This window comes from Sphingomonas flavalba, from assembly GCF_047553045.1.
GTDB classification, from domain to species: domain Bacteria; phylum Pseudomonadota; class Alphaproteobacteria; order Sphingomonadales; family Sphingomonadaceae; genus Sphingomonas_L; species Sphingomonas_L flavalba_A.
Genome location: NZ_CP180208.1, coordinates 581151 through 599332 on the forward strand (window position 1 = coordinate 581151; position 18182 = coordinate 599332).

General features: G+C 68.2%; 14 protein-coding genes and 1 tRNA gene. 10 read left to right on the forward strand and 5 right to left on the reverse strand.

Going from position 1 to position 18182, the window contains the following annotated elements:
• Nucleotides 1-43 precede the first annotated feature (43 nt).
• The 8 genes from ACMT1E_RS02795 to ACMT1E_RS02830 all read left to right on the forward strand — a co-directional run bounded on the left by ACMT1E_RS02795 (nt 44) and on the right by ACMT1E_RS02830 (nt 10749).
• Complete coding sequence (locus ACMT1E_RS02795) at nt 44-1024, forward strand: ABC transporter substrate-binding protein (protein WP_414902127.1); 981 nt, start codon at nt 44-46, stop codon at nt 1022-1024.
• Nucleotides 1025-1189: 165 nt separating this feature from the next.
• Nucleotides 1190-3994: a TonB-dependent receptor plug domain-containing protein gene (locus ACMT1E_RS02800; RefSeq protein ID WP_414902128.1), complete on the forward strand. Its 2805-nt coding sequence runs from the start codon at nt 1190-1192 to the stop codon at nt 3992-3994.
• A 156-nt stretch (nt 3995-4150) separates the two neighbouring features.
• A complete protein-coding gene (locus tag ACMT1E_RS02805; RefSeq protein WP_414902130.1) occupies nt 4151-4666 on the forward strand; it encodes a sigma-70 family RNA polymerase sigma factor in 516 nt (171 codons plus the stop codon).
• 120 nt (nt 4667-4786) lie between these two features.
• The gene (locus ACMT1E_RS02810; RefSeq protein WP_414902131.1) at nt 4787-5806 is read left to right on the forward strand and encodes a FecR family protein; all 1020 of its coding nucleotides are present in this window, start codon (nt 4787-4789) and stop codon (nt 5804-5806) included.
• 198 nt (nt 5807-6004) lie between these two features.
• Nucleotides 6005-8572: a TonB-dependent siderophore receptor gene (locus ACMT1E_RS02815; protein ID WP_414902133.1), complete on the forward strand. Its 2568-nt coding sequence runs from the start codon at nt 6005-6007 to the stop codon at nt 8570-8572.
• 28 nt (nt 8573-8600) lie between these two features.
• Nucleotides 8601-9425: an energy transducer TonB gene (locus tag ACMT1E_RS02820; RefSeq protein ID WP_414902135.1), complete on the forward strand. Its 825-nt coding sequence runs from the start codon at nt 8601-8603 to the stop codon at nt 9423-9425.
• On the forward strand, nt 9422-10567 hold the full coding sequence (locus ACMT1E_RS02825) for a PepSY-associated TM helix domain-containing protein (protein WP_414902137.1): 1146 nt from the start codon (nt 9422-9424) through the stop codon (nt 10565-10567). The genes ACMT1E_RS02820 and ACMT1E_RS02825 overlap by 4 nt, the downstream gene beginning before the upstream one ends.
• Nucleotides 10564-10749 carry a hypothetical protein gene (locus ACMT1E_RS02830; RefSeq protein WP_414902138.1) on the forward strand — a complete coding sequence of 62 codons (186 nt, stop codon included), beginning with the start codon at nt 10564-10566 and terminating at the stop codon, nt 10747-10749. The genes ACMT1E_RS02825 and ACMT1E_RS02830 overlap by 4 nt, the downstream gene beginning before the upstream one ends.
• 172 nt (nt 10750-10921) lie before the next feature.
• Here ACMT1E_RS02830 and ACMT1E_RS02835 read toward each other — a convergent pair whose 3' ends face one another.
• The gene (locus tag ACMT1E_RS02835; RefSeq protein WP_414902139.1) at nt 10922-13207 is read right to left on the reverse strand and encodes an arylsulfatase; all 2286 of its coding nucleotides are present in this window, start codon (nt 13205-13207) and stop codon (nt 10922-10924) included.
• Between the two features lie 276 nt (nt 13208-13483).
• On the opposite strand from ACMT1E_RS02835, the gene ACMT1E_RS02840 reads away from it, so the two are divergent.
• A tRNA-Leu gene (locus tag ACMT1E_RS02840) sits at nt 13484-13568 on the forward strand.
• 86 nt (nt 13569-13654) lie between these two features.
• On the opposite strand, the gene ACMT1E_RS02845 is transcribed toward ACMT1E_RS02840, so the two are convergent.
• The 3 genes from ACMT1E_RS02845 to alr are packed head-to-tail and all read right to left on the reverse strand — an operon-like array spanning nt 13655 to nt 16435.
• A complete protein-coding gene (locus tag ACMT1E_RS02845) occupies nt 13655-14002 on the reverse strand; it encodes a RidA family protein (protein ID WP_414902140.1) in 348 nt (115 codons plus the stop codon).
• Nucleotides 14003-14036: 34 nt separating this feature from the next.
• Nucleotides 14037-15290 (reverse strand): D-amino acid dehydrogenase, encoded by a 1254-nt coding sequence (locus tag ACMT1E_RS02850; RefSeq protein ID WP_414902141.1) that lies wholly within the window; start codon nt 15288-15290, stop codon nt 14037-14039.
• The gene (alr, locus tag ACMT1E_RS02855; protein ID WP_414902142.1) at nt 15287-16435 is read right to left on the reverse strand and encodes an alanine racemase; all 1149 of its coding nucleotides are present in this window, start codon (nt 16433-16435) and stop codon (nt 15287-15289) included. Before alr ends, ACMT1E_RS02850 begins: the two co-directional genes overlap by 4 nt.
• A gap of 122 nt (nt 16436-16557) precedes the next feature.
• Between alr and ACMT1E_RS02860 the strand changes: the two genes are divergently transcribed.
• Entirely contained in the window at nt 16558-17031 is a 474-nt protein-coding gene (locus tag ACMT1E_RS02860; protein ID WP_414902143.1) for an Lrp/AsnC family transcriptional regulator, read from the forward strand.
• Here the strand turns inward: ACMT1E_RS02860 and ACMT1E_RS02865 are convergent.
• On the reverse strand, nt 17007-18059 hold the full coding sequence (locus tag ACMT1E_RS02865) for a trans-3-hydroxy-L-proline dehydratase (RefSeq protein WP_414902145.1): 1053 nt from the start codon (nt 18057-18059) through the stop codon (nt 17007-17009). The two genes, ACMT1E_RS02860 and ACMT1E_RS02865, sit on opposite strands and share 25 nt — an antisense overlap.
• Nucleotides 18060-18182 lie beyond the last annotated feature (123 nt).

Sequence of the window (18182 nt, forward strand, 5' to 3'; positions counted from 1 at the left end):
CGGAGCTGTTCGCCGCGACGGGATGGAGGGGATGGGAATGGAAATGCGTCGCCGAAGCGTTACCGGCGTCATCGCCGGTCTGGCCGCCCCGGCGCTGTTGCTGGGCGGTTGCGCGGCGGCGGCCGAGCGCCCGGCCGCCGCCGGGGCCGCGCCGCTGATCGTCCATGGCGCGACCAGCGTCGTCGAACTGGGACCGGTTCATCTGGCGGTCGAGACTTTGTACCCGGCGGGCAGCAAGGTGGCGCCGGGCGGCGCCGCGACGCTGGGCCGCGCCGTCGACCCGCCGGACGTCGCGACCAACGCTGAAACGCAGATACTGCGCGAATCCATCCGCGAACCCGATCTGCGGATCATCATGACCGTTGCCGAAGGGCTGTACCGGATCGTGGCGCGCAAATCGGCGGGGATCACCACCGTCGCCGATCTGCGCGGCAAGCGGATCGCGACGCTGACCCAGACATCGGCCGGCTATTTCCTTAGCCGGATGCTGGCCGGCGCGGGCATGTCGATCGACGACGTCACCATTCGGCAGATCCACCCGTTACCCGGCATGGTCGCCGCGCTCGAACGCGGCGAGGTCGACGCCGTCGCGATCTGGGAGCCGCATAGCGAGAACGCCGTGCGCGCGCTGGGCGGTGATGTCGTCGAATTCAGCGGCAAGGGCATATACCGCGAACTGTTCAACCTCAATTCGACCGCGACCGTTCTGGCCGACCCGATGAAGCGGGCGCGGGTGGTGGAACTGGTCGGCGCGATCATCGATGCCACCGCGGCGACCAACCGGAACCCGACGCGCGCGCAGCAACTGGTGGCGGACGCGGCGGGGTTCACTGTCGAGGAAGTCGCCGCATCCTGGCGCCACCACGCCTTCGTTGCCGCTTTTCCCGACGACATGCTGGCGGTGTTGGTCGAGGAGGAGGCGTGGCTGGCCGGCCTGGCCGGGCGGACCCCGCGCAGTCGCGAGGAACTGGCCCGGCTGATCGACCGCAGCGTTTACGACGAGGCGATGCGGCTGCGGCGCTGAACGCCCCGGCTTTTATTTCGTATCACGAAACCGGCGCGATTGAAGGACGAAGCGGCGTTCACGAAGGCGTATTCGTCGTCGAGTCGCTAGGGCAATCGATTGCACAACCCTTCCGGCACCAACGCACGCGGCCTGAAGCCGCGGCATACCGGAGGGGAAAATACCATGTCGAGTCGCCTCAACCTGCTTCTGTTCGTGTCGTCCCTTGCCCTGGCCGGCGCGGCCGAGGCGCAGGACGCACCGCCCGCGCCGCCTGGCCCGCCCGCCCGCGCGGCGGCGACCGCGGCCGGCGACGGCGAGATCGTCGTCACCGGATCGCGGCTCAATTCGAGCGGTTATACCGCGCCGTCGCCGACGACGGTGGTTGGCGCCGAGCAGATCGAGCAGCGCGCCCCGGCCCAGGTGTCCGACATCATCAACCTGTTGCCGTCGGTACGCCTGTCGTCGGGACCGCAGCAGTCGCAGCGCTTCTTCCAGACAGGATCGTCGCCGATCGACCTGCGCGGGTTCGGCGCCGGCCGGACGCTGACCCTGGTCGACGGCAATCGCTTCACCAGCGGGACGGTCGATTCATCGCTGATCCCGGTCAACCTGATCGAGCGGATCGACGTGGTCACCGGTGGCGCGTCGGCGGCCTATGGGTCCGACGCGGTGGCGGGGGTCGTCAATTTCGTCCTGCGCAAGCGGATGGAGGGGGTGCGCGGATCGATTCAGGCCGGCGTCAGCCAGCGGGGCGATTCGTCGGAACGGGTGTTCAACATTGGTTTCGGTTCCGGCTTCGCCGGCGGACGCGGGCATTTTGTCGTCGGCGTCGACTATGCGAAGAACCGTGGCGTCGCGCCGATCTTTTCGCGAAGCTGGGGGCAACTGAACCCCTATCTCGTCTCGAACGGCCTGACGCGGCCGGCGGGCACGCCCGCACAATCCTTTCTGACCGACGTTACCTATTCGCGGCAGTCGACCGGCGGGCTGGTGATTTCCGGGCCGCTGGCCGGCACCGCCTTTGGCGACGGTGGCACACCTTACCCGTTCCAGTACGGACAGGTACTGACCAGCCTGATGGTCGGCGGGGTCAACCCGGCCGGTAACCCGAACGGCAACGCGCCGTTGCTGACGCCGACCAGCCGGCGCGCCGGGCTGATCCGCGGCGAATTCGAGATCACCCCGGCGCTGACCGTCTTTGCCGAGGGCAATTACGGCTACACCGAGACCGACAGCTATTCCGGCTTCTACCAGGGCAGCGCGATCATCGGCATCGACAACGCGTTTCTGCCCGCCGTCACCCGCACCGCGATGCAGAATGCCGGGGTCACCACCATCACCGTCGGGCGGCTGCTCGCCGATTACGGCGGCACCCGCAACAAGTCGACGCATGAGACGCTGCGCGGCGTGATCGGCGTTGAAGGCCGGTTGTTCGGCGATTTCACCTGGGATGCCGGCGCCCAGTACAGCCAGACCGACAATTACGGGCGCAACAAGGATGTGATTGTCGCCAATTTCCTGGCGGCGGTGAACGCGGTGCCGGGGCCGAACGGGACGATCGTCTGCGGGCCGATCGCCGGCAACCCCAACCTGACCGATCCGGTCAGACAATCGCAGGTGCAACCGGGCTGCGCGCCGCTCAACATCTTCGGCCTCGGCTCGCCGTCGGCGGAATCGCTCGATTACGTCACCGGCCATGGCGGCGCGGTCAGCACGTCGCGCAACCAGTTGTGGAACGGCTGGGCCAATCTGCGCGGATCACCGTTCTCGACCTGGGCCGGTCCGGTGCAGGTCGCCCTCGGCGCCGAATGGCGCAAGGAGGCGATCGCGACCCACGCCAACGCACTGGCGCTGCAATCGGCATGGAATGCCAGCAACGGCGGTGAGTTTTCCGGTTCGTACACTGTCAAGGAAGGCTTCGCCGAAATCGGCGTACCGCTGGCGGCGGAACTGCCCTTTGCCTATGCGCTGGACCTGAACGGCGCGTTCCGCATCACCGATTACAGCACCAGTGGCGTGGTCCACACCTGGAAGATCGGTGGCACCTGGGAACCGGTGGCGGGGCTGAGGCTGCGTTCGACACGATCGCGCGACATCCGCGCGCCCACGCTGGGCAACCTGTTCGCGTTCGGCGGACCGGGCGGCTGCTGTAACATCACCAACCCGTTCAACGGCGAGAGCGGTCGTCTGCGTACCGCGCAGACCGGTAACCCCGCCCTGACCCCTGAGATCGCCGATACGTTCACCGCCGGCGTCGTCGTCGCGCCGACGGGCGCGCGCTGGTTCCGCGCATCCGTCGACTATTACAACATCAAGCTGAAGGATGCGATCACCACCGTCCAGGGGCCGGAAATCATCAACCGCTGCGCCGCCGGCCAGCAGGCTTATTGCGCTGCGATTGTGTTCGACAACACCGTGTTCGGCATCGATTACGTCCGCCAGCAGCCGTTCAACCTCAACCGCCTGCTGCGGCGGGGACTCGATTTCTCGATGGACCTGAATTTCAGCCTTGGCGCCGACAGCCGGCTGGTCATAGCGACCCGCGCGTCGAAGGCGATCGCGGTGCGGACCTATGATCGCGGCACCATCATCGAGCGGTCCGGTTCGATCCAGGGCGACGGGGTGCCCGAATGGAACGGCACGGTCGACATGTCGCTGGTCAAGGGACCGGCGCGGGTGACGCTGACCGGGCGCTATTTTTCCCGGTCGAAGTTCGACGCCACCCAGCTTGGGCCGGAAGACGCGGGATATAGCGCGGCGCTTCCCAACTCGCTCAATACCAACCGCGTGCCCGCCCGCGCCTATTTTGACCTCTACACCGAATACCGGATGAAGGCCGGGCGGACGGCGGTGTCGGTCTTCGCCCAGGTGCAGAACCTGCTCGACAAGGACCCGTGGGTATTCGCGTCGACCAACATCACTTCGGGCGGCAACCCCTACGACCTGATCGGGCGCCGGTTCCGCCTTGGCGTTCGGTTCGAGCGGTAACGGCCGGGGTGGCGGCCCGGAGTACGACGGCGCCCCGCCGGGAGAGCGCCACTACCGCTGCATTGCAGCGGCGCCCGGCATGGGGCGGATGGCAACGCTTGCGCCGTGGCCGGGCGGGGACTAGATGTGCGAATTATTCGCAAGAAGGTTGGGGCATTGTCGCAGCGCAGGGTCATAGCGGAGCTGTTCGCCGAACGACGCGATGACCTGGTGAAATATGCCGGTGCGGTCAGCGGCGACGATGCCGGCGCCGAGGATCTGGTGCAGGAGGCGTGGCTGCGCTGCGACCGGGCGGCGCGCGACGGCCGGATCGAGCGGCCTGCCCATCTGCTGTGGCGCATCCTGCGCAATGTCTCGATCGACCGGGGACGCCGCATCGCACATGAGAAGCGGATGATTGTTGGCGGTGAGAGCGAGCAGCGCCTTGCCGTCCACGCCGACGAGCAGCCGTGCGTCGAGGCGATGCTGATCGCCCGGGAGGAACTGGCGCGGATTCAGGCGGTGCTCGACACGCTTGATCCGCGCACGCGTAGTGCGTTCGAGATGCACCGCTTTGAAGGGGCGAGGCTGCGCCAGATCGCCGCGCGCCTTGGCGTTTCTGTCACGGTGGCGCACGGCCTGGTGGCGAAGGCGCTCGCGCGGGTGCGGCAGGCGGTGCGCCAGGACGCCTGATTTTGCGCGTCGTCCCCCGAAAAATATCCGTCGCCGTGCGTCTGTCAGGGTAAGAGGCATCGGGATCGGCGGCTTCAAGGCGCCGGCCGGTGCTTCTGAAAAGAGGGTGACGGGCAAGGGATGAAGGGCGCCACCAGCGACGACGCGCGCCGCGCCGATGACGAGGCGGTGGAATGGGTTATCCTCTTGCGCGAGGACCCGGATGCCGCCGAGACGCGCGCGGGGTTCGAGGCCTGGCTGGCGGCGTCGCCGCTCAACGCCCGCGCCTGGGCGGCGACCGCCCATGCCTATGACCGCGCCGGAGATGCCCGCCCGGCCTATGCGCCGCCGGTTCGCGCGGCGGAGGCGCGGCCGGTGCTGCCCGGCGGACCGCTGCCCTATCTCCGCCGCAGCCGGACGGCCCGCGCCGCGCCGCGCCTGCCCGGCCGACGCGCGCTGGTCGCGGCGGTGACGGCGGCCTGCGTCACCGTCATCGCTGGCCCGGCGGTGCTCCTCCACCTGCGCGCCGATCACCTGACTGGCACGGCCGAACTGCGCGCCGTGGCGCTGCCGGATGGCAGCGTCGCCCGGTTGGCACCGGCCAGCGCGATCGCCGTCGCCTATGCCGGCAATCACCGCCAAATCCGGCTGCTGAAGGGCGAGGCGTGGTTCGACGTGCGCCATGACCCGGCCCGGCCCTTCTATGTCGATGCCGGCGGGGTGACGACTACCGTTCTCGGCACCGCTTTCGACGTGCGGCGCGACGCGGCGGGCGTGACGACGCAGGTCGCGCGCGGTCGGGTCCGCGTCGACTATGCGGGCGCCGCGCCGCCGGTGTCCGCCGAACTGACCCCTGGCGCAGGCCTGCGCGTAACTTTCGCCGGCACCACCGCGCCGGCGCCGTTGCCGGCGGATCAGGTCGCGGCCTGGCGCAACCGCCAGATCATCGTCCGCGATCGCCCGGCGACCGAGGTGGTCGAGGCGCTGCGCCCGTGGTTTGCCGGCGTTATCATCCTGCGCGGCGAAGGCTTTGCCCGCCAGCGCGTGACCGGCCTCTATAACGCCGCCAACCCGGTGGAGGCGCTGCGCGGCCTGGCGCAGGCCTATGGCGGGCGGGTAACGACAGTGACGCCGTGGATCGTCGTTCTGAGCGAAAGCTGAGGGCGCGAAGAGCAGGGCGATGAAAATATTTTTGCATTCATTATCAGCTAATTGATCGGGAACCGGAGCCGAAATCCCACGATACCGCCGCCGTGCCGCCGAAAGGATGGCCGGGGCGTGCGTCTGTTCAGGTGAAGAGTTGTTGCGACGCATTAGCAGCATCTCGCATCCTGTTATGGACAGTCAGGGAGATCGGTGATGGTGGGGGCTAAGGCCAACGGGCGCGCGCGGGCGGCCGCAAAGACGCATCGCGCGCTGATCGCGGCGCTGATGGTGACGACCGGCCTTGGGGCGGGCGGGTTCGGCGCAGCGCCGGCGCGCGCGGAGGCGCAAGCGGCGGGTTTCGACATTCCGGCCCAGCCGCTGGCCACCGCGCTGACCGCATTCGGTCAGCAATCGGGCCTGCAGGTCAGCGCGCGGGCGCCGCTGGTCGAAGGCAAGACGTCCCGAGCGATTGTCGGCACGCTTCCGCCGCTGGAGGCGCTCAGTCAGTTGCTGGCCGGGAGCGGGCTGTCGTTCCGCGTGGCCGACGGCACGGTGACGCTCGATCGCGCCGCGCAGGCGCCGGGCGGCGGTGGCGACGCGATCTTGCTGGGGCCGGTGCGCGTGCAGGGCGCGGGGGAAGGTGGTGTCCGCCACGATCCCGGTACCACCGAGGGCACGCGATCCTATACGACGCGGGCGATGACCACGGCGACCAAGCTGCCGCTGTCGATCCGCGAAACGCCGCAGTCGGTGACGGTCATCACGGCGCAGGTGATGGAAGACAAGCAGATCGAGGATGTCGTCGACATCGTCGAGCATACGACCGGCCTGTCGATCAACCGCTACGAAAGCAACCGCGGCAGCATGTTTTCACGCGGGTTCAAGATCGAGAATTATCTGGTCGACGGCATCCCGACCAGCATTAACGAACAGTGGAGCGCGGGCGAGATATCGACGAGCACCGCGATCTATGACCGTGTCGAGATCCTGCGGGGCGCCGACGGCCTGATGACCGGGGTCGGCAACCCGTCCGGCGTGATCAACCTGATCCGCAAGCACGCGGACAGCGACAGCTTCGCCGGCAGCGTCGCGATCGAAGGCGGCAGCCGGTCGCATGTCGGCGGCACGGTGGACCTGAACACGCCGCTGACCCGGAGCGGAACCACCCGTATCCGTCTGGTCGCCGATTACGACAAGCGCGACAGCTACATCGACCGGATGGGGAGCCGCACCTACATCCTCTACGGTACGGTCGAGCAGGATGTCGGCGAGCGCACCCTGCTGAGCGCCGGGATCAGCCATCAGGACAGCCATACCGACAGCCCGACCTGGGGCGGCGCGCCGGCCTGGACGGTTGACGGCAACGACGCGGTGATCCCCCTCGGCCTGGACCGCGATTTCAATCCTTCGCCCGACTGGGCATTCTGGGATTCGCGCTACACCGCCGTGTTTGGCCGCATTGCGCATGATTTCGGCGGTGGCTGGCAGGCCAAGGCCGGCTATTCGCGCGGCGAGCGCGATTCCGAGAGCAAGATCGCCCTGTATTATTCCCGGCCGATCGATCCGGCGACGGGACAGTCCTTCTCGCTGTCGCGGGGCACCAGGCGGTTCCTGGGGGGCTATGCCGGGCGCTATTTCGTCGAGAATGTGAAGGAGGACGCCAACCTGCAGCTGAATGGCGCGTTGCGGCTGTTTGGGCGGACCCATCATCTGGTGTTCGGTTATGACTATTCGAAGGAGATGTTCGACGGCGACGGCGCGCCGGGCGCGGTGCCGCAAACGATTACGCCGAACGTGTTCGCTTTCGACCCGGCGATAACCGAGCCGACTTACATCGCGACGCCGAACAACTACGTCGACAACGTCATTACCCGAAACGACATCTACGCGGCGGGACGGTTCGTGTTGCTGGACCCGGTGTCGCTGGTCGCCGGCGCGCGCCTGATCAATTACGAGATACGAGACCGGCTGAGCGCGACCGGTACGTTTGGTGACGCGAAGAGTTACAAGGCGAAGAACAAGTTCCTGCCCTATGCGGCGCTGGTCATCAGCCCGTTCAAGACGCTGTCGCTCTATGCGAGCTACACGACGATCTTCCAGCCTCAGGGCTATCGCGACATCAGCAACGCGATGCTGCCGCCGATCGAGGGCAATACCTACGAAGCCGGCATCAAGGGCGAGTTTTTCGACGGACGCCTGAACGCGACGCTGTCCGTCTACCGGATGGAGCAAAAGAATGTCGGGCAATACGACCAGATCGTGCTGGATGAGATGCGGGTCGCGTACAAGGCGGTCGACGGCATATTGAGCAAGGGGCTGGAGGCCGAACTATCCGGCGAGATCCTGCCGAAGTGGAACGTCACCGCCGGCTACAGCCATTTCAAGGCGCGGGTGACCGGCCCGGTGGACCCGCTTGCCGCGCTGCTGGGCACCGGTGTCGCGGTCAGCACACTCATTCCGCGTGACCAGTTCAACCTGTTCACCAGCTATGAGTTGCCCGGCGGGTTGGACCGGCTGACCATCGGCGGTGGCGTGCGCTGGCAGAGCGAGACCTATTCGCATCCCGCCGCGGCGGCAGCGGCGGGGGTGCCGAAACTGTCGCAGGGCGCCTATCTGGTCGCCGACCTGCTCGCCCGATACCGCATCACCGACGCGCTGTCGGCGCAGGTCAATGTGAGCAACCTGTTCGACCGCAAGTATTTCGCGCCGACCGACGACGGGATGCAGCTCTTCTGGCAGGAACCGCGCAGCGTGCAGTTGCGGCTCAAATACCGGTTCTGATGAACGTGGTATCCACGGCGGGGCGATAGTGGCGGGCGACACGGCCTTGGCGTGCGGCCGCCGGGCGGCGCATGACGGGTGGCAGCCGGCGGCGGCTGTCCCCGTCCCGCCGGCGCCCGCGTCCGCACCGGCGCGCGGGCAGGCGGCCGCCATCCGCTACACCGATCGGCCCGTGCCGCTCAGCACCCGGCTGGTTGGCATCGGCGGTACCACGCTGGTTGCCCTGACGCTGACGGCGCTGGCGCTGGTGCGCTGGTATGATGCGGCGGTACCGGTCGCGCCGTCGACCCTGAGCGTGTTCGATATCGCCCCGCCGGCGGTACCGCCCGCGCCGGATACGGCGGTGCCGCCGGCGCCGGAGAAGGAAGAGCGGCGGGAACGGGAGATGGTCGAGCCGGTGGATATTCCGCCGCAGTTGCCCGTGCCCGCGGAGACCAGCAGCGTCAGCACACCGATCGCCCGGCCGGTGCCGGACCCCGGCCCCCCGGCCGAACGATCGACTGCGCCGGACAGCGCGCCGCAGCCGGCGGGCGCGCGGAGCAGCGATGCGAAACCAAGCTGGGAAGGCGAGGTCCTTGCCGCGCTCAACCGGGTCAGGCGCTATCCGCGCGAAGCCGCATTCCGCCGGCAGCAGGGCGTGCCCTGGGTTCGATTCGTCGTCGACCGCGAAGGGCGCGTTCATGCGGTACGGATCGACCGCCCGTCCGGCTCCGAGGCGCTCGACCGCGAGGCGCTGGCGCTTCCCCGCCGTGCCCAGCCGCTGCCCCGGCCGCCGGAAAGCGTGCCGGGCGACCGCATCGAGCTGGTCGTGCCGGTCGAGTTCTTCATGGGTGACGGGGCGGGGGGGGCATGACCGGCAAGCGCCCTTCGCGCTGGTACCGCGCCAATCTGTGGCTGCACCGCTGGGCCAGCCTGGTGGTGACATTGCCGTTCCTGATCCTGTGCCTGACCGGGACGGTGCTGATCTTCCATGCGGAGATTGATGCCGCGATGGGGGTGGTGCCGGCGGCGCCCGGCCTGACCGGCGCGGAACGCCCGCTGGCGGAGTCGGTCGACACTGTTTTGGCTGCCTATCCCGACCAGAAAATCATCTATCTCGGGATTGACGCGGAGGAGCATCCCGGCCTGGCGATCATCAACACCGTGCCGCCGGGCGACCGCAATTTCGATCGGGCGGCGCTGCGCTTCACCCGGCTCGCCACCGCGACGCTGACCGAGGAGGCGGTGGAGAGCGAGACGCTGACCGGCTTTTTGCTGGAGCTCCACGCGCAATGGTTCCTTGGCCCGACGGGCGAACTGGTCGGCGCGGTCATCGCCCTGCTTGTTCTGCTGTCGTTGTTTTCCGGCATCGTCGTCTATGCGCCCCATGCCCGGCGTGTCGCCTTCGGTGCGGTACGCAAGGGGCGCGGGCCGCGCCTGCTGCAGCTCGACCTGCACAATTTCATCGGTGCAGTGGTTCTGGGTTGGGCGCTGGTCGTGACGCTGACCGGCTTCCTGCTCGGCTTCGGCACGCTGGCGACGGGATTGTGGGCGCAGGGGCAACTGACCCGAGCGCAGGCCCTGTACGGCGGGGCGCCGGTGGACGCGCGGGCGCCGCCGGTCAACGCCGACGCCGCCTACCGGGCCGCGCTGTCGGCCGCGCCGCCCGGCTGGCATGTCAGTTCGATCATCTGGCCCGGCACCGATTACTCGACCGCGCGGCATTATACCGTACTGGTCGGCGGCAGCGGCCTCGACAGGCGGCTGGTGCGCGCGGTGCTCGTCGATGCGGAAAGCGGTGCCGCCGCTGCCGCCGCCGAACTGCCGTGGTATCTGAAGGCGATCACCCTGTCCGAACCGCTGCATTTCGGCGATTATGGCGGGTTGCCGCTCAAGCTGCTGTGGACCGCCTGCACCTGGCTGACGCTGTTCATCACCGGCAACGGCGCCTGGCTGTGGTGGAACCGCCGCCGCGCGGGGCGGCGCCGCGGGGGGGTGCCGGAGGGGCGGGCATGACCCGGCCACGGCCACTGGCGCGGATCAGCGCGCTGGCGCTGGCGTCCATCGCCGGCATTGCCGGAATGCTGCCGGCGGAAGGGGGGTGGGACCTGGTGCTGTTCGCGTTCGCCGCGCTACCCCTGCTGCTTGGCGGCGGGGTGTCGATCGCTCGCCGGCTGCGGACCGGGCGCTGGCGATAACGCGCGCGGAAACAGGGTACGAGACGGCGCGGATCGCGGCAATGTGCGGTGCATGGAGCCATCGGCGGCTTTACCTGCGTGGGCGCGCCACCCCCAACCGGTGGACAGCGCCACATCCCACATCGGCTTTCGCTGCATCAAGCGGGCGCGGTGACGGCGGGCGGGGCGGGGATCAGCGCCCGCCGAGCGACACCTCCACCCGGTCGATCCGCACCCCGCCGGCGTCACCATTGGCAGCGAGCGGCAGCAGCGGGATGCCGCCCTGTCGGCCGATATAGGTTTCGGTGCCGGGGAAGGTGAGGCGCGGCAGATCGGTCGCACCGGCCACGACGCCGTCGACGGTGAGCGTCAGGCGATGGCGGGTCTCCACCCGCTCTACGCTGACCCCGATCGTATGCGCGCCGGGGGCGAGCGGCTGTTCCGAAGTCAGCGCGATCACGTCCTTGTCGAGGTGGGAGAGGCGGTAAACCAGCCGCGCCCGGCCGCCATCGACAAACAGGCCCCAACCGGCGAAACGATCGCCCCGGACAATGACCGGCGCGCTGGCGCCGGTGCCGGTGACGTCGACCGCCGCCGTTACCGTCCAGCCGGTGGTGAGCGACGGAAACGCGGTCACCGGGAACGGGTGGGCATTCGGGTAGAAGGTGAACCGGTCGCGGCCGTCGAATACGCCCGGCCGCAGCCCGGCACCGAAGCGCGGCAGGAAGCTGTCATCCACCGGCAGGACATGGGCGGGGCCGGCAACCGTTTCGAACAGCTTTTTCATCGCGTCGAGCCTAGCGGGTTCCTTGGCCGCCAGGTTCACCGCCTGCGAATAGTCCGCGGCGACATGGTAGAGTTCCCAGTCATAGCCGGCGGTCAGGTAATCCGCGCTCCACGGCATCCGCCGGGGCGTGGTGACCGCCATCCACCCGTCGCTGTAGATCGCCCGGTTGCCGAGTATTTCGAAATACTGGGTGCGGCGCTGCGACGGCGCGTCCTTCGCGGTGACGGTGTAGAGCATGCTGACGCCGTCGATCGGCTGCTGTTCCACCCCGTCGACGACCGGATCGGGCGTGATCCCGACCGCTTCGTAGATGGTCGGCGCGATGTCGACGACATGGTGGAACTGGCTGCGGATTTCCCCGGTCTGCGGAATCCGGCGCGGCCATGCCATCACCATGCCGTTACGGGTGCCGCCGAAATGGGAAGCGACCTGCTTGCCCCACTGGAACGGCGTGTTCAGCGCCCAGGCCCAGCCGACCGAGACGACGGCCATCGCATCCTTGCCGCCGATCAGATCGGTCTGGGCGATGTCGCTGTCCTTCATGTCCGCCTGCACGAACATCGCCAACTGGTTGATCGCCCCGTCGAGGCTTTCGGTCGCGGCGCCGTTGTCGCCTTCGATGAAGATGACCAGCGTGTTTTCGAGCCGGTTGGTCCGTTCCAGTTCGTCGAGCAGGCGGCCGAACTGGTTGTCGGAATAGGCGAGCATGCCGGCATAAGCTTCCATCAGCCGGGCGTTGAACCGCTGCTGATCGGGCGAGAGCGACGACCATGCCGGGATTTGCGGTGGCCGGGGCGTGAGCCGCGCATTGGCGGGGATGACGCCCATCCGCCGCTGGGTGTCATAGGTGTTCTTGCGCGCGGCGTCCCAGCCCTTGTCGAACTTGCCCCTGAACCGGTCGATCCATTCGCGCGGCGCCTGGATCGGCGCATGCGCGGTGCCGGGCGCGTAGTAGAGCAGGAAGGGACGCCCGGCGCCCAGACTCTCCTGCTGGCGGAGCCAGCCGATCGCGCGGTCGGTCAGGTCGCGGTCGAGGATATAGTCGGGCTGGTCGGGCGGATCGACCGGGTTGCGGTTTTCGACCAGCACCGGGCTGAACTGGTTCGCGTAAGACCGGTTGAAGCCGTAGAAATAATCGAAGCCCAGCCCGTTGGGCCAGCGGTCGAACGGCCCCATCGCCGTGGTTTCCCAATCCGGCGTATTGTGATTCTTGCCGATCCACGCCGTCTGGTAGCCGTGGCGCTTCAACGTCGCGCCGATTGTCGCGGCCGAGGGCGGCAGCACCGACGTGTAGCCGTCCCGGTCCAGGCTGAGATCGGCGATCGCGCCGTTGTTCACCGCGTGGTGGTTGCGCCCGGTGAGCAGCGCGGCCCGCGTCGGCGAGCACATGGCCGTGGTGTGAAACTGCGTGTAGCGCAGGCCCATCTGCGCCAGGCGGTCGAGATTGGGCGTCGGAATCGGCCCGCCAAAGGTGCTGGCCGCGCCGAAGCCGACGTCGTCCGTCATCACCAGCAGAATGTTCGGGGCGCCCTGCGGCGCGACCGGCGGCAGCGGATAATGTTGCCAGCGCGGCGCCGCCGGCGCGGTTGCCGGATTGGCGGCCCAGGCGGCTGGCTGTACTATCATCGTGCCGGCAAGCGCCGCGATCACGGCGCGCCGCAGCATACGAGCAGCGGTTGGTCTGTCACGCATCGTCCTCTCCCGAATTTTCATCGTCGCTGCCCGTTTGCTCGCGCAGTCCAACGCCCCAGTGTAACCGCCGGGTGGCCGCCTCGCTTGATCCTACGTGTCAGGCCATTTGATTATTTGTCCGTGCCAACGCGAAAAGGGAACCGCGCCCGGCGGGCAGTTTCGCGCGTGCGTAGCAAGAAGTGTCGGAGGACCGAATGTCGTGCTGGAAATGGCGTCGCTGCCCTCTTATAGGGAGGCCGTCGTTCCAGGGCCGTTTCGCGCGGGCCGGGCCGTCACGCGGGCGTGGTGGAATTGGTAGACGCGCCGGACTCAAAATCCGGTTCCGCAAGGAGTGTCGGTTCGAGCCCGACCGCCCGCACCATACCGGATAATCGCAACAGGCGGCGCGCCGGGGGTAAAACCGGCGCGCGCGGACCTGTCTGCGCTGTTCGGTCAGTCCCGATCGGGTCAGCCGCGCGCGGCGATGACGATGATTTCGACCTTGTAGTCCGGCGTTGCCAGTTTCGATTCGCCGGTGGCGCGGGCCGGGGCGTCCTTGCCGCCGACCCATGTGTCCCACACCGCGTTCATCTCGGCGAAATCGGCCATGTCGGCCAGCCAGACCGTCGCCGACAGGATGTTGGCCTTGCTGCTGCCCGCTTCCGCCAGAACGCGCTCGATGTTGGCGAGGACCGCCTGCGTCTGCTCGGTCACGCTCTTGCCCGGTGCGCCGACCTGCCCGGCGAGGTAGACGGTGTCGCCGTGGATGACGGCCTGGCTCATGCGGGGGCCGGATTCGATGCGGCGGATGGTCATGGGCAATCCTTTGCGTTGGGGAGGGGAAGGGAGGTCAGCGATAGCGGGCGATGGCCAGGTCTGATGTGTCGATATCCGCCGGGCGGTCGCTGACGATATCGGCGATGACCCTGCCGGAGCCGCAGGCCATCGTCCAGCCCAGCGTACCGTGGCCGGTGTTGAGATAGAGGTTGGCGTAAGGGGTGGCGCCGATCACCGGCGTGCCGTCCGGCGTCATCGGGCGCAGGCCGGACCAGAAGCTGGCGGCGGCAAGATCGCCGGCGCCGGGAAACAGATCGCCGACCGAATAGGCGAGTGTCTCGCGCCGCCGTTCCGGCAGGGCGTGGTTGAAGCCGGAAATCTCCGCCATGCCGCCGACGCGGATGCGGTCGCCGAGCCGGGTGATCGCGATCTTGTAGCTTTCGTCCATCAGCGTCGACACCGGGGCGATCGCCGGGTCGATGATCGGTGCGGTGATTGAGTAGCCCTTGACCGGGTAGACCGGCAGATACAGGCCGAGTGGCCGGACCATCGCCGCCGAATAGCTGCCGAGCGCCAGCACATAGCGATCGGCGGTGATCGTGCCGCGATCGGTCCTGACCCCGGCGATCCGCCCGCCCGAAGCGTCGAGACCGGTGATCGCGGTGTCGTTCAGGAAGCTGACGCCGCCCTGCGCCGCCATGTCCGCCAGCGCGTTGGTGAATTTGAAGCAGTCGCCGGTTTCGTCGTTCGGCAGGCGCAACCCGCCGACCAGCTTGTAGCTGGACGCGGCCAGCCCCGGTTCGGCGGCGACGCAGCCGGCGACGTCGAGCACCTCGAACGGCACGCCGCCCGCCTGAAGTACGGCGACGTCCTTGGCGATATCGTCGAGCTGCTTCTGGGTGCGGAACACCTGCAGCGTGCCCTGCATCCGCTCGTCATAGCGGATGCCGGTATCGCGGCGCAGCGCGTCGAGCATGTCGCGGCTATATTCGGCGAGGCGGACCATCCGCGCCTTGTTCACTGCGTAGCGCGCGCTGGTGCAGTTGCGCAGCATCGCCAGCAGCCAGCGCAGCATCTCCGCATCCGGCTTTGGCCGCAGGATCAGCGGCGGATGGTTCATCATCAGCCATTTGATCGCCTTTTGCGGGATGCCGGGCGCGGCCCAGGGCGAGGAATAGCCGGGCGACACCTCTCCGGCGTTGGCGAAGCTGGTTTCGAGCGCCGGGCCGCTCTGACGGTCGATCACCGTCACCTCGTGCCCCGCCTTCATCAGATAATAAGCGGATGTAACGCCGATCACGCCGCTGCCCAGAACCGCGATCTTCATGCTGCCCCCGATGCTGCCGACGGTTCGCTGTCACGGTAGATGCGGTGGTAGCGGTGACCGAGGCTGGTGAGAATTTCGTAGGAAATGGTGCCCGCATCCGCGGCGAGCTGGTCGAGCGACTGGTGCGGGCCGATCAGTTCGACCAGCGCGCCGGGCTGCAACGTGTCCGGCGGCAGCGCCGTCACGTCGAGGGTGATGCTGTCCATCGACACCCGGCCGGCGATCGGCAGGCGGACGCCGTTGTAATAGGCGGCGCCGCGATTGCCGAGCGCGCGCGGCAGGCCGTCGGCGTAACCGGCGGCGATCGTCGCGATCCGCGTTTCGCGGTCGGCGGTGAAGGTCAGGCCGTAGCCGACGCCGGCGCCGGGCGGGATGGTGCGGATCTGGATGACGCGCGCGTCAAGGGCGACGACCGGCCGCATCGGGTTGGGGGCGGCATTGTTCGGCGCGCCGCCGTAGAGCGAGACGCCGGGGCGGACCAGTGCCAGGTGGAACCCGGCGGGCAGAAAACTGCCGCCGGAATTGGCGAGCGACAGCGGCACGCCGGGGAACAAGGCGGCGGCCGCGGCGAAGCGATTCCGTTGCGCTTCGTTGGCCGGGTTGTCCGGCGTGTCGGCGCAGGCGAGGTGGCTCATCAGCAGCACGACCGGCACGGCGGCGCGAAATTCAGCGTCGCCGGCCAGCGCCCCGGCCTCCGCCAGCGACATGCCGAGGCGCGACATGCCGCTGTCGACCTGGACCACCGCGGCGAGCGGCGTGCCGGCGGCGGCCGCCGCCTGTTGCCAGCGAAGGGCCTGATCGTAAGAATTGAGCACCGGGGTGGCGCCGACGGCGATGCAGGCCGGCTCGCTGCCCGGCGTAAGGCCGTTGAGGACGAACAGGCTGGCGTCGGGCGGAAGCGACGGCTTCACCGCGATCGCTTCGGACAGATGAGCGACGAAGAAGGCACGGCACCCTTCGGCCGCCAGTGCCGGCGCGACCCGCAGGGCGCCAAGGCCGTAGCCGTCCGCCTTGACGACGGCGGCGGCGCGCGCCGGGGCGACGCGGGCAGCGATAAGCCGGTAATTGGCCCGCAGCGCGTCGAGGGAGATCGTCAGGCAACCGCCCGCCATCGCCGCCAGATCGCCATCGCCCAATGCCAGCATCCTCTCGCCGCCGCCACGCCATGATATAGCGCCGCCATTCGCATTTTTGACGATTGTTGCGCGAATTAATGCGTATTATTAAGCCAATTTAGAATATTATGCGGATGTTTTAGGGGAACATTGTGTCCGTCGACTCCATAGATCGCAACATTGTCCGCCATCTCCGGCTGGACGGCCGGCTGTCCAACAGCGCGCTGGCGGCGGCGGTCGGGCTGTCACCGTCCGCCTGCCTGCGCCGGGTGAGGATATTGGAGGAAAGCGGAGTGATCCGCGGCTACACCGCGATCATCGCCGGGCCGGAGCGGCAGGGGGTGACCGCCATTGTCCGCATCACGCTGGAGCGGCAGACCGAGGAATATCTGAACCGGTTCGAGACGGCGGTGCGCCGGCACCCGGAAATCCAGGAATGTTACCTGATGACCGGCGACGCCGACTATATTCTGCGCGCGGTCGCGTCGAGCGCCGCCGCCTACGAAGCGATCCACAAGGACATATTGTCTCGGTTGCCCGGCGTCGAGCGCATCCATTCGAGCATCGCGATGCGCAGCGTGTTGCGGCCGGAGCCGAAGGCTCAGCCGCGCGCCGCCGTCGGCTGACGCGGCATCGGCCAGGTGTCCGCCAGCCGGTAGCCGGCCGGGAACGGGTCCGCCGGGTCGAGCATGTGCTGCTGGGTGCCGGTGATCCAGGCGCGGCCGGAGATGATCGGGCTGATCCCCGGCTTGCCGCCGACGCTGAGCGCCGCGTCGATCCGGCAATGAAACTCGCTGCCGATGATCGAGCGGCCGACAAAGCGTTCGCCGACCTGCATCTCTCCCTTCGCATGGAGCACCGCCATCCGCGCCGAGCAGCCGGTGCCGGTCGGCGACCGATCGATCTTGCCCGGCTGGATGACGACGGCGTTGGCGCCGGTCAGCACGTCGCCTTCGCGCACCACCGGCGCGGCGATCTGGCAGAAGGAGATATGCGCCCAATCGGGGTTTTCGGGATGGGTGAAGCCGAGCTGGGCGTTAGCGGCGGCGGTGATGCGGATGCCGACGTCGACAAGGTCCTGCGCCTCGTCCGGCGCGATGCGGAAGCCGAGCGCATGGGCGTCGACGATGACGAAGCTGTCGCCGCCATAGGCGGTGTCGACGGTGAGGGTGCCGAGGCCCGGCACCTCCAGCGGCGCGGCGAGTCGATCGGCGAAGGAGGGCAGGTTGCGGACGTGGATGCGCTCCGCCTTGCCGCCGCGGCATTCGGCGCGGACCTCGACCAGACCGCCGGGCGCCTCCAGCACCATGTGGGTTTCGGGTTCCTGCATTGGGATGATGCCGGTATCGAGCAGCACCGTCGCGACGCAGATGGAGTTGGAGCCGGACATTGGCGGGGTGTCGGCCGGCTCCATGATGATCCAGCCCATCTGCGCCTTCGGGTTCTTTGGCGGGACGAGCAGGTTGACGTGGCGGAAGACGCCGCCGCGCGGTTCGTTCAGCACGAAGTTGCGCAGCGTTTCGTCGCGGGCGATGAAGCGCGACTGCGCCCAGAGCGTATCGCCCGGCGGCGGGGCGACGCCGCCGACGATGACGTCGCCGACCTCCCCCTCCGCATGGCAGCCGACGATGTGGATGGTCCTGTTGCTGCGCATGTTGTCCGGCTCCGGCGGGCGTGGGAGGGGGAGGGGGAGGGGGAGGGGGAGCTTACGGATAGATTATCGGGTGGGGAAGCCGATTGGGGACAGGGAAGTTTGAGGCGATAATTGTTGCGTTAT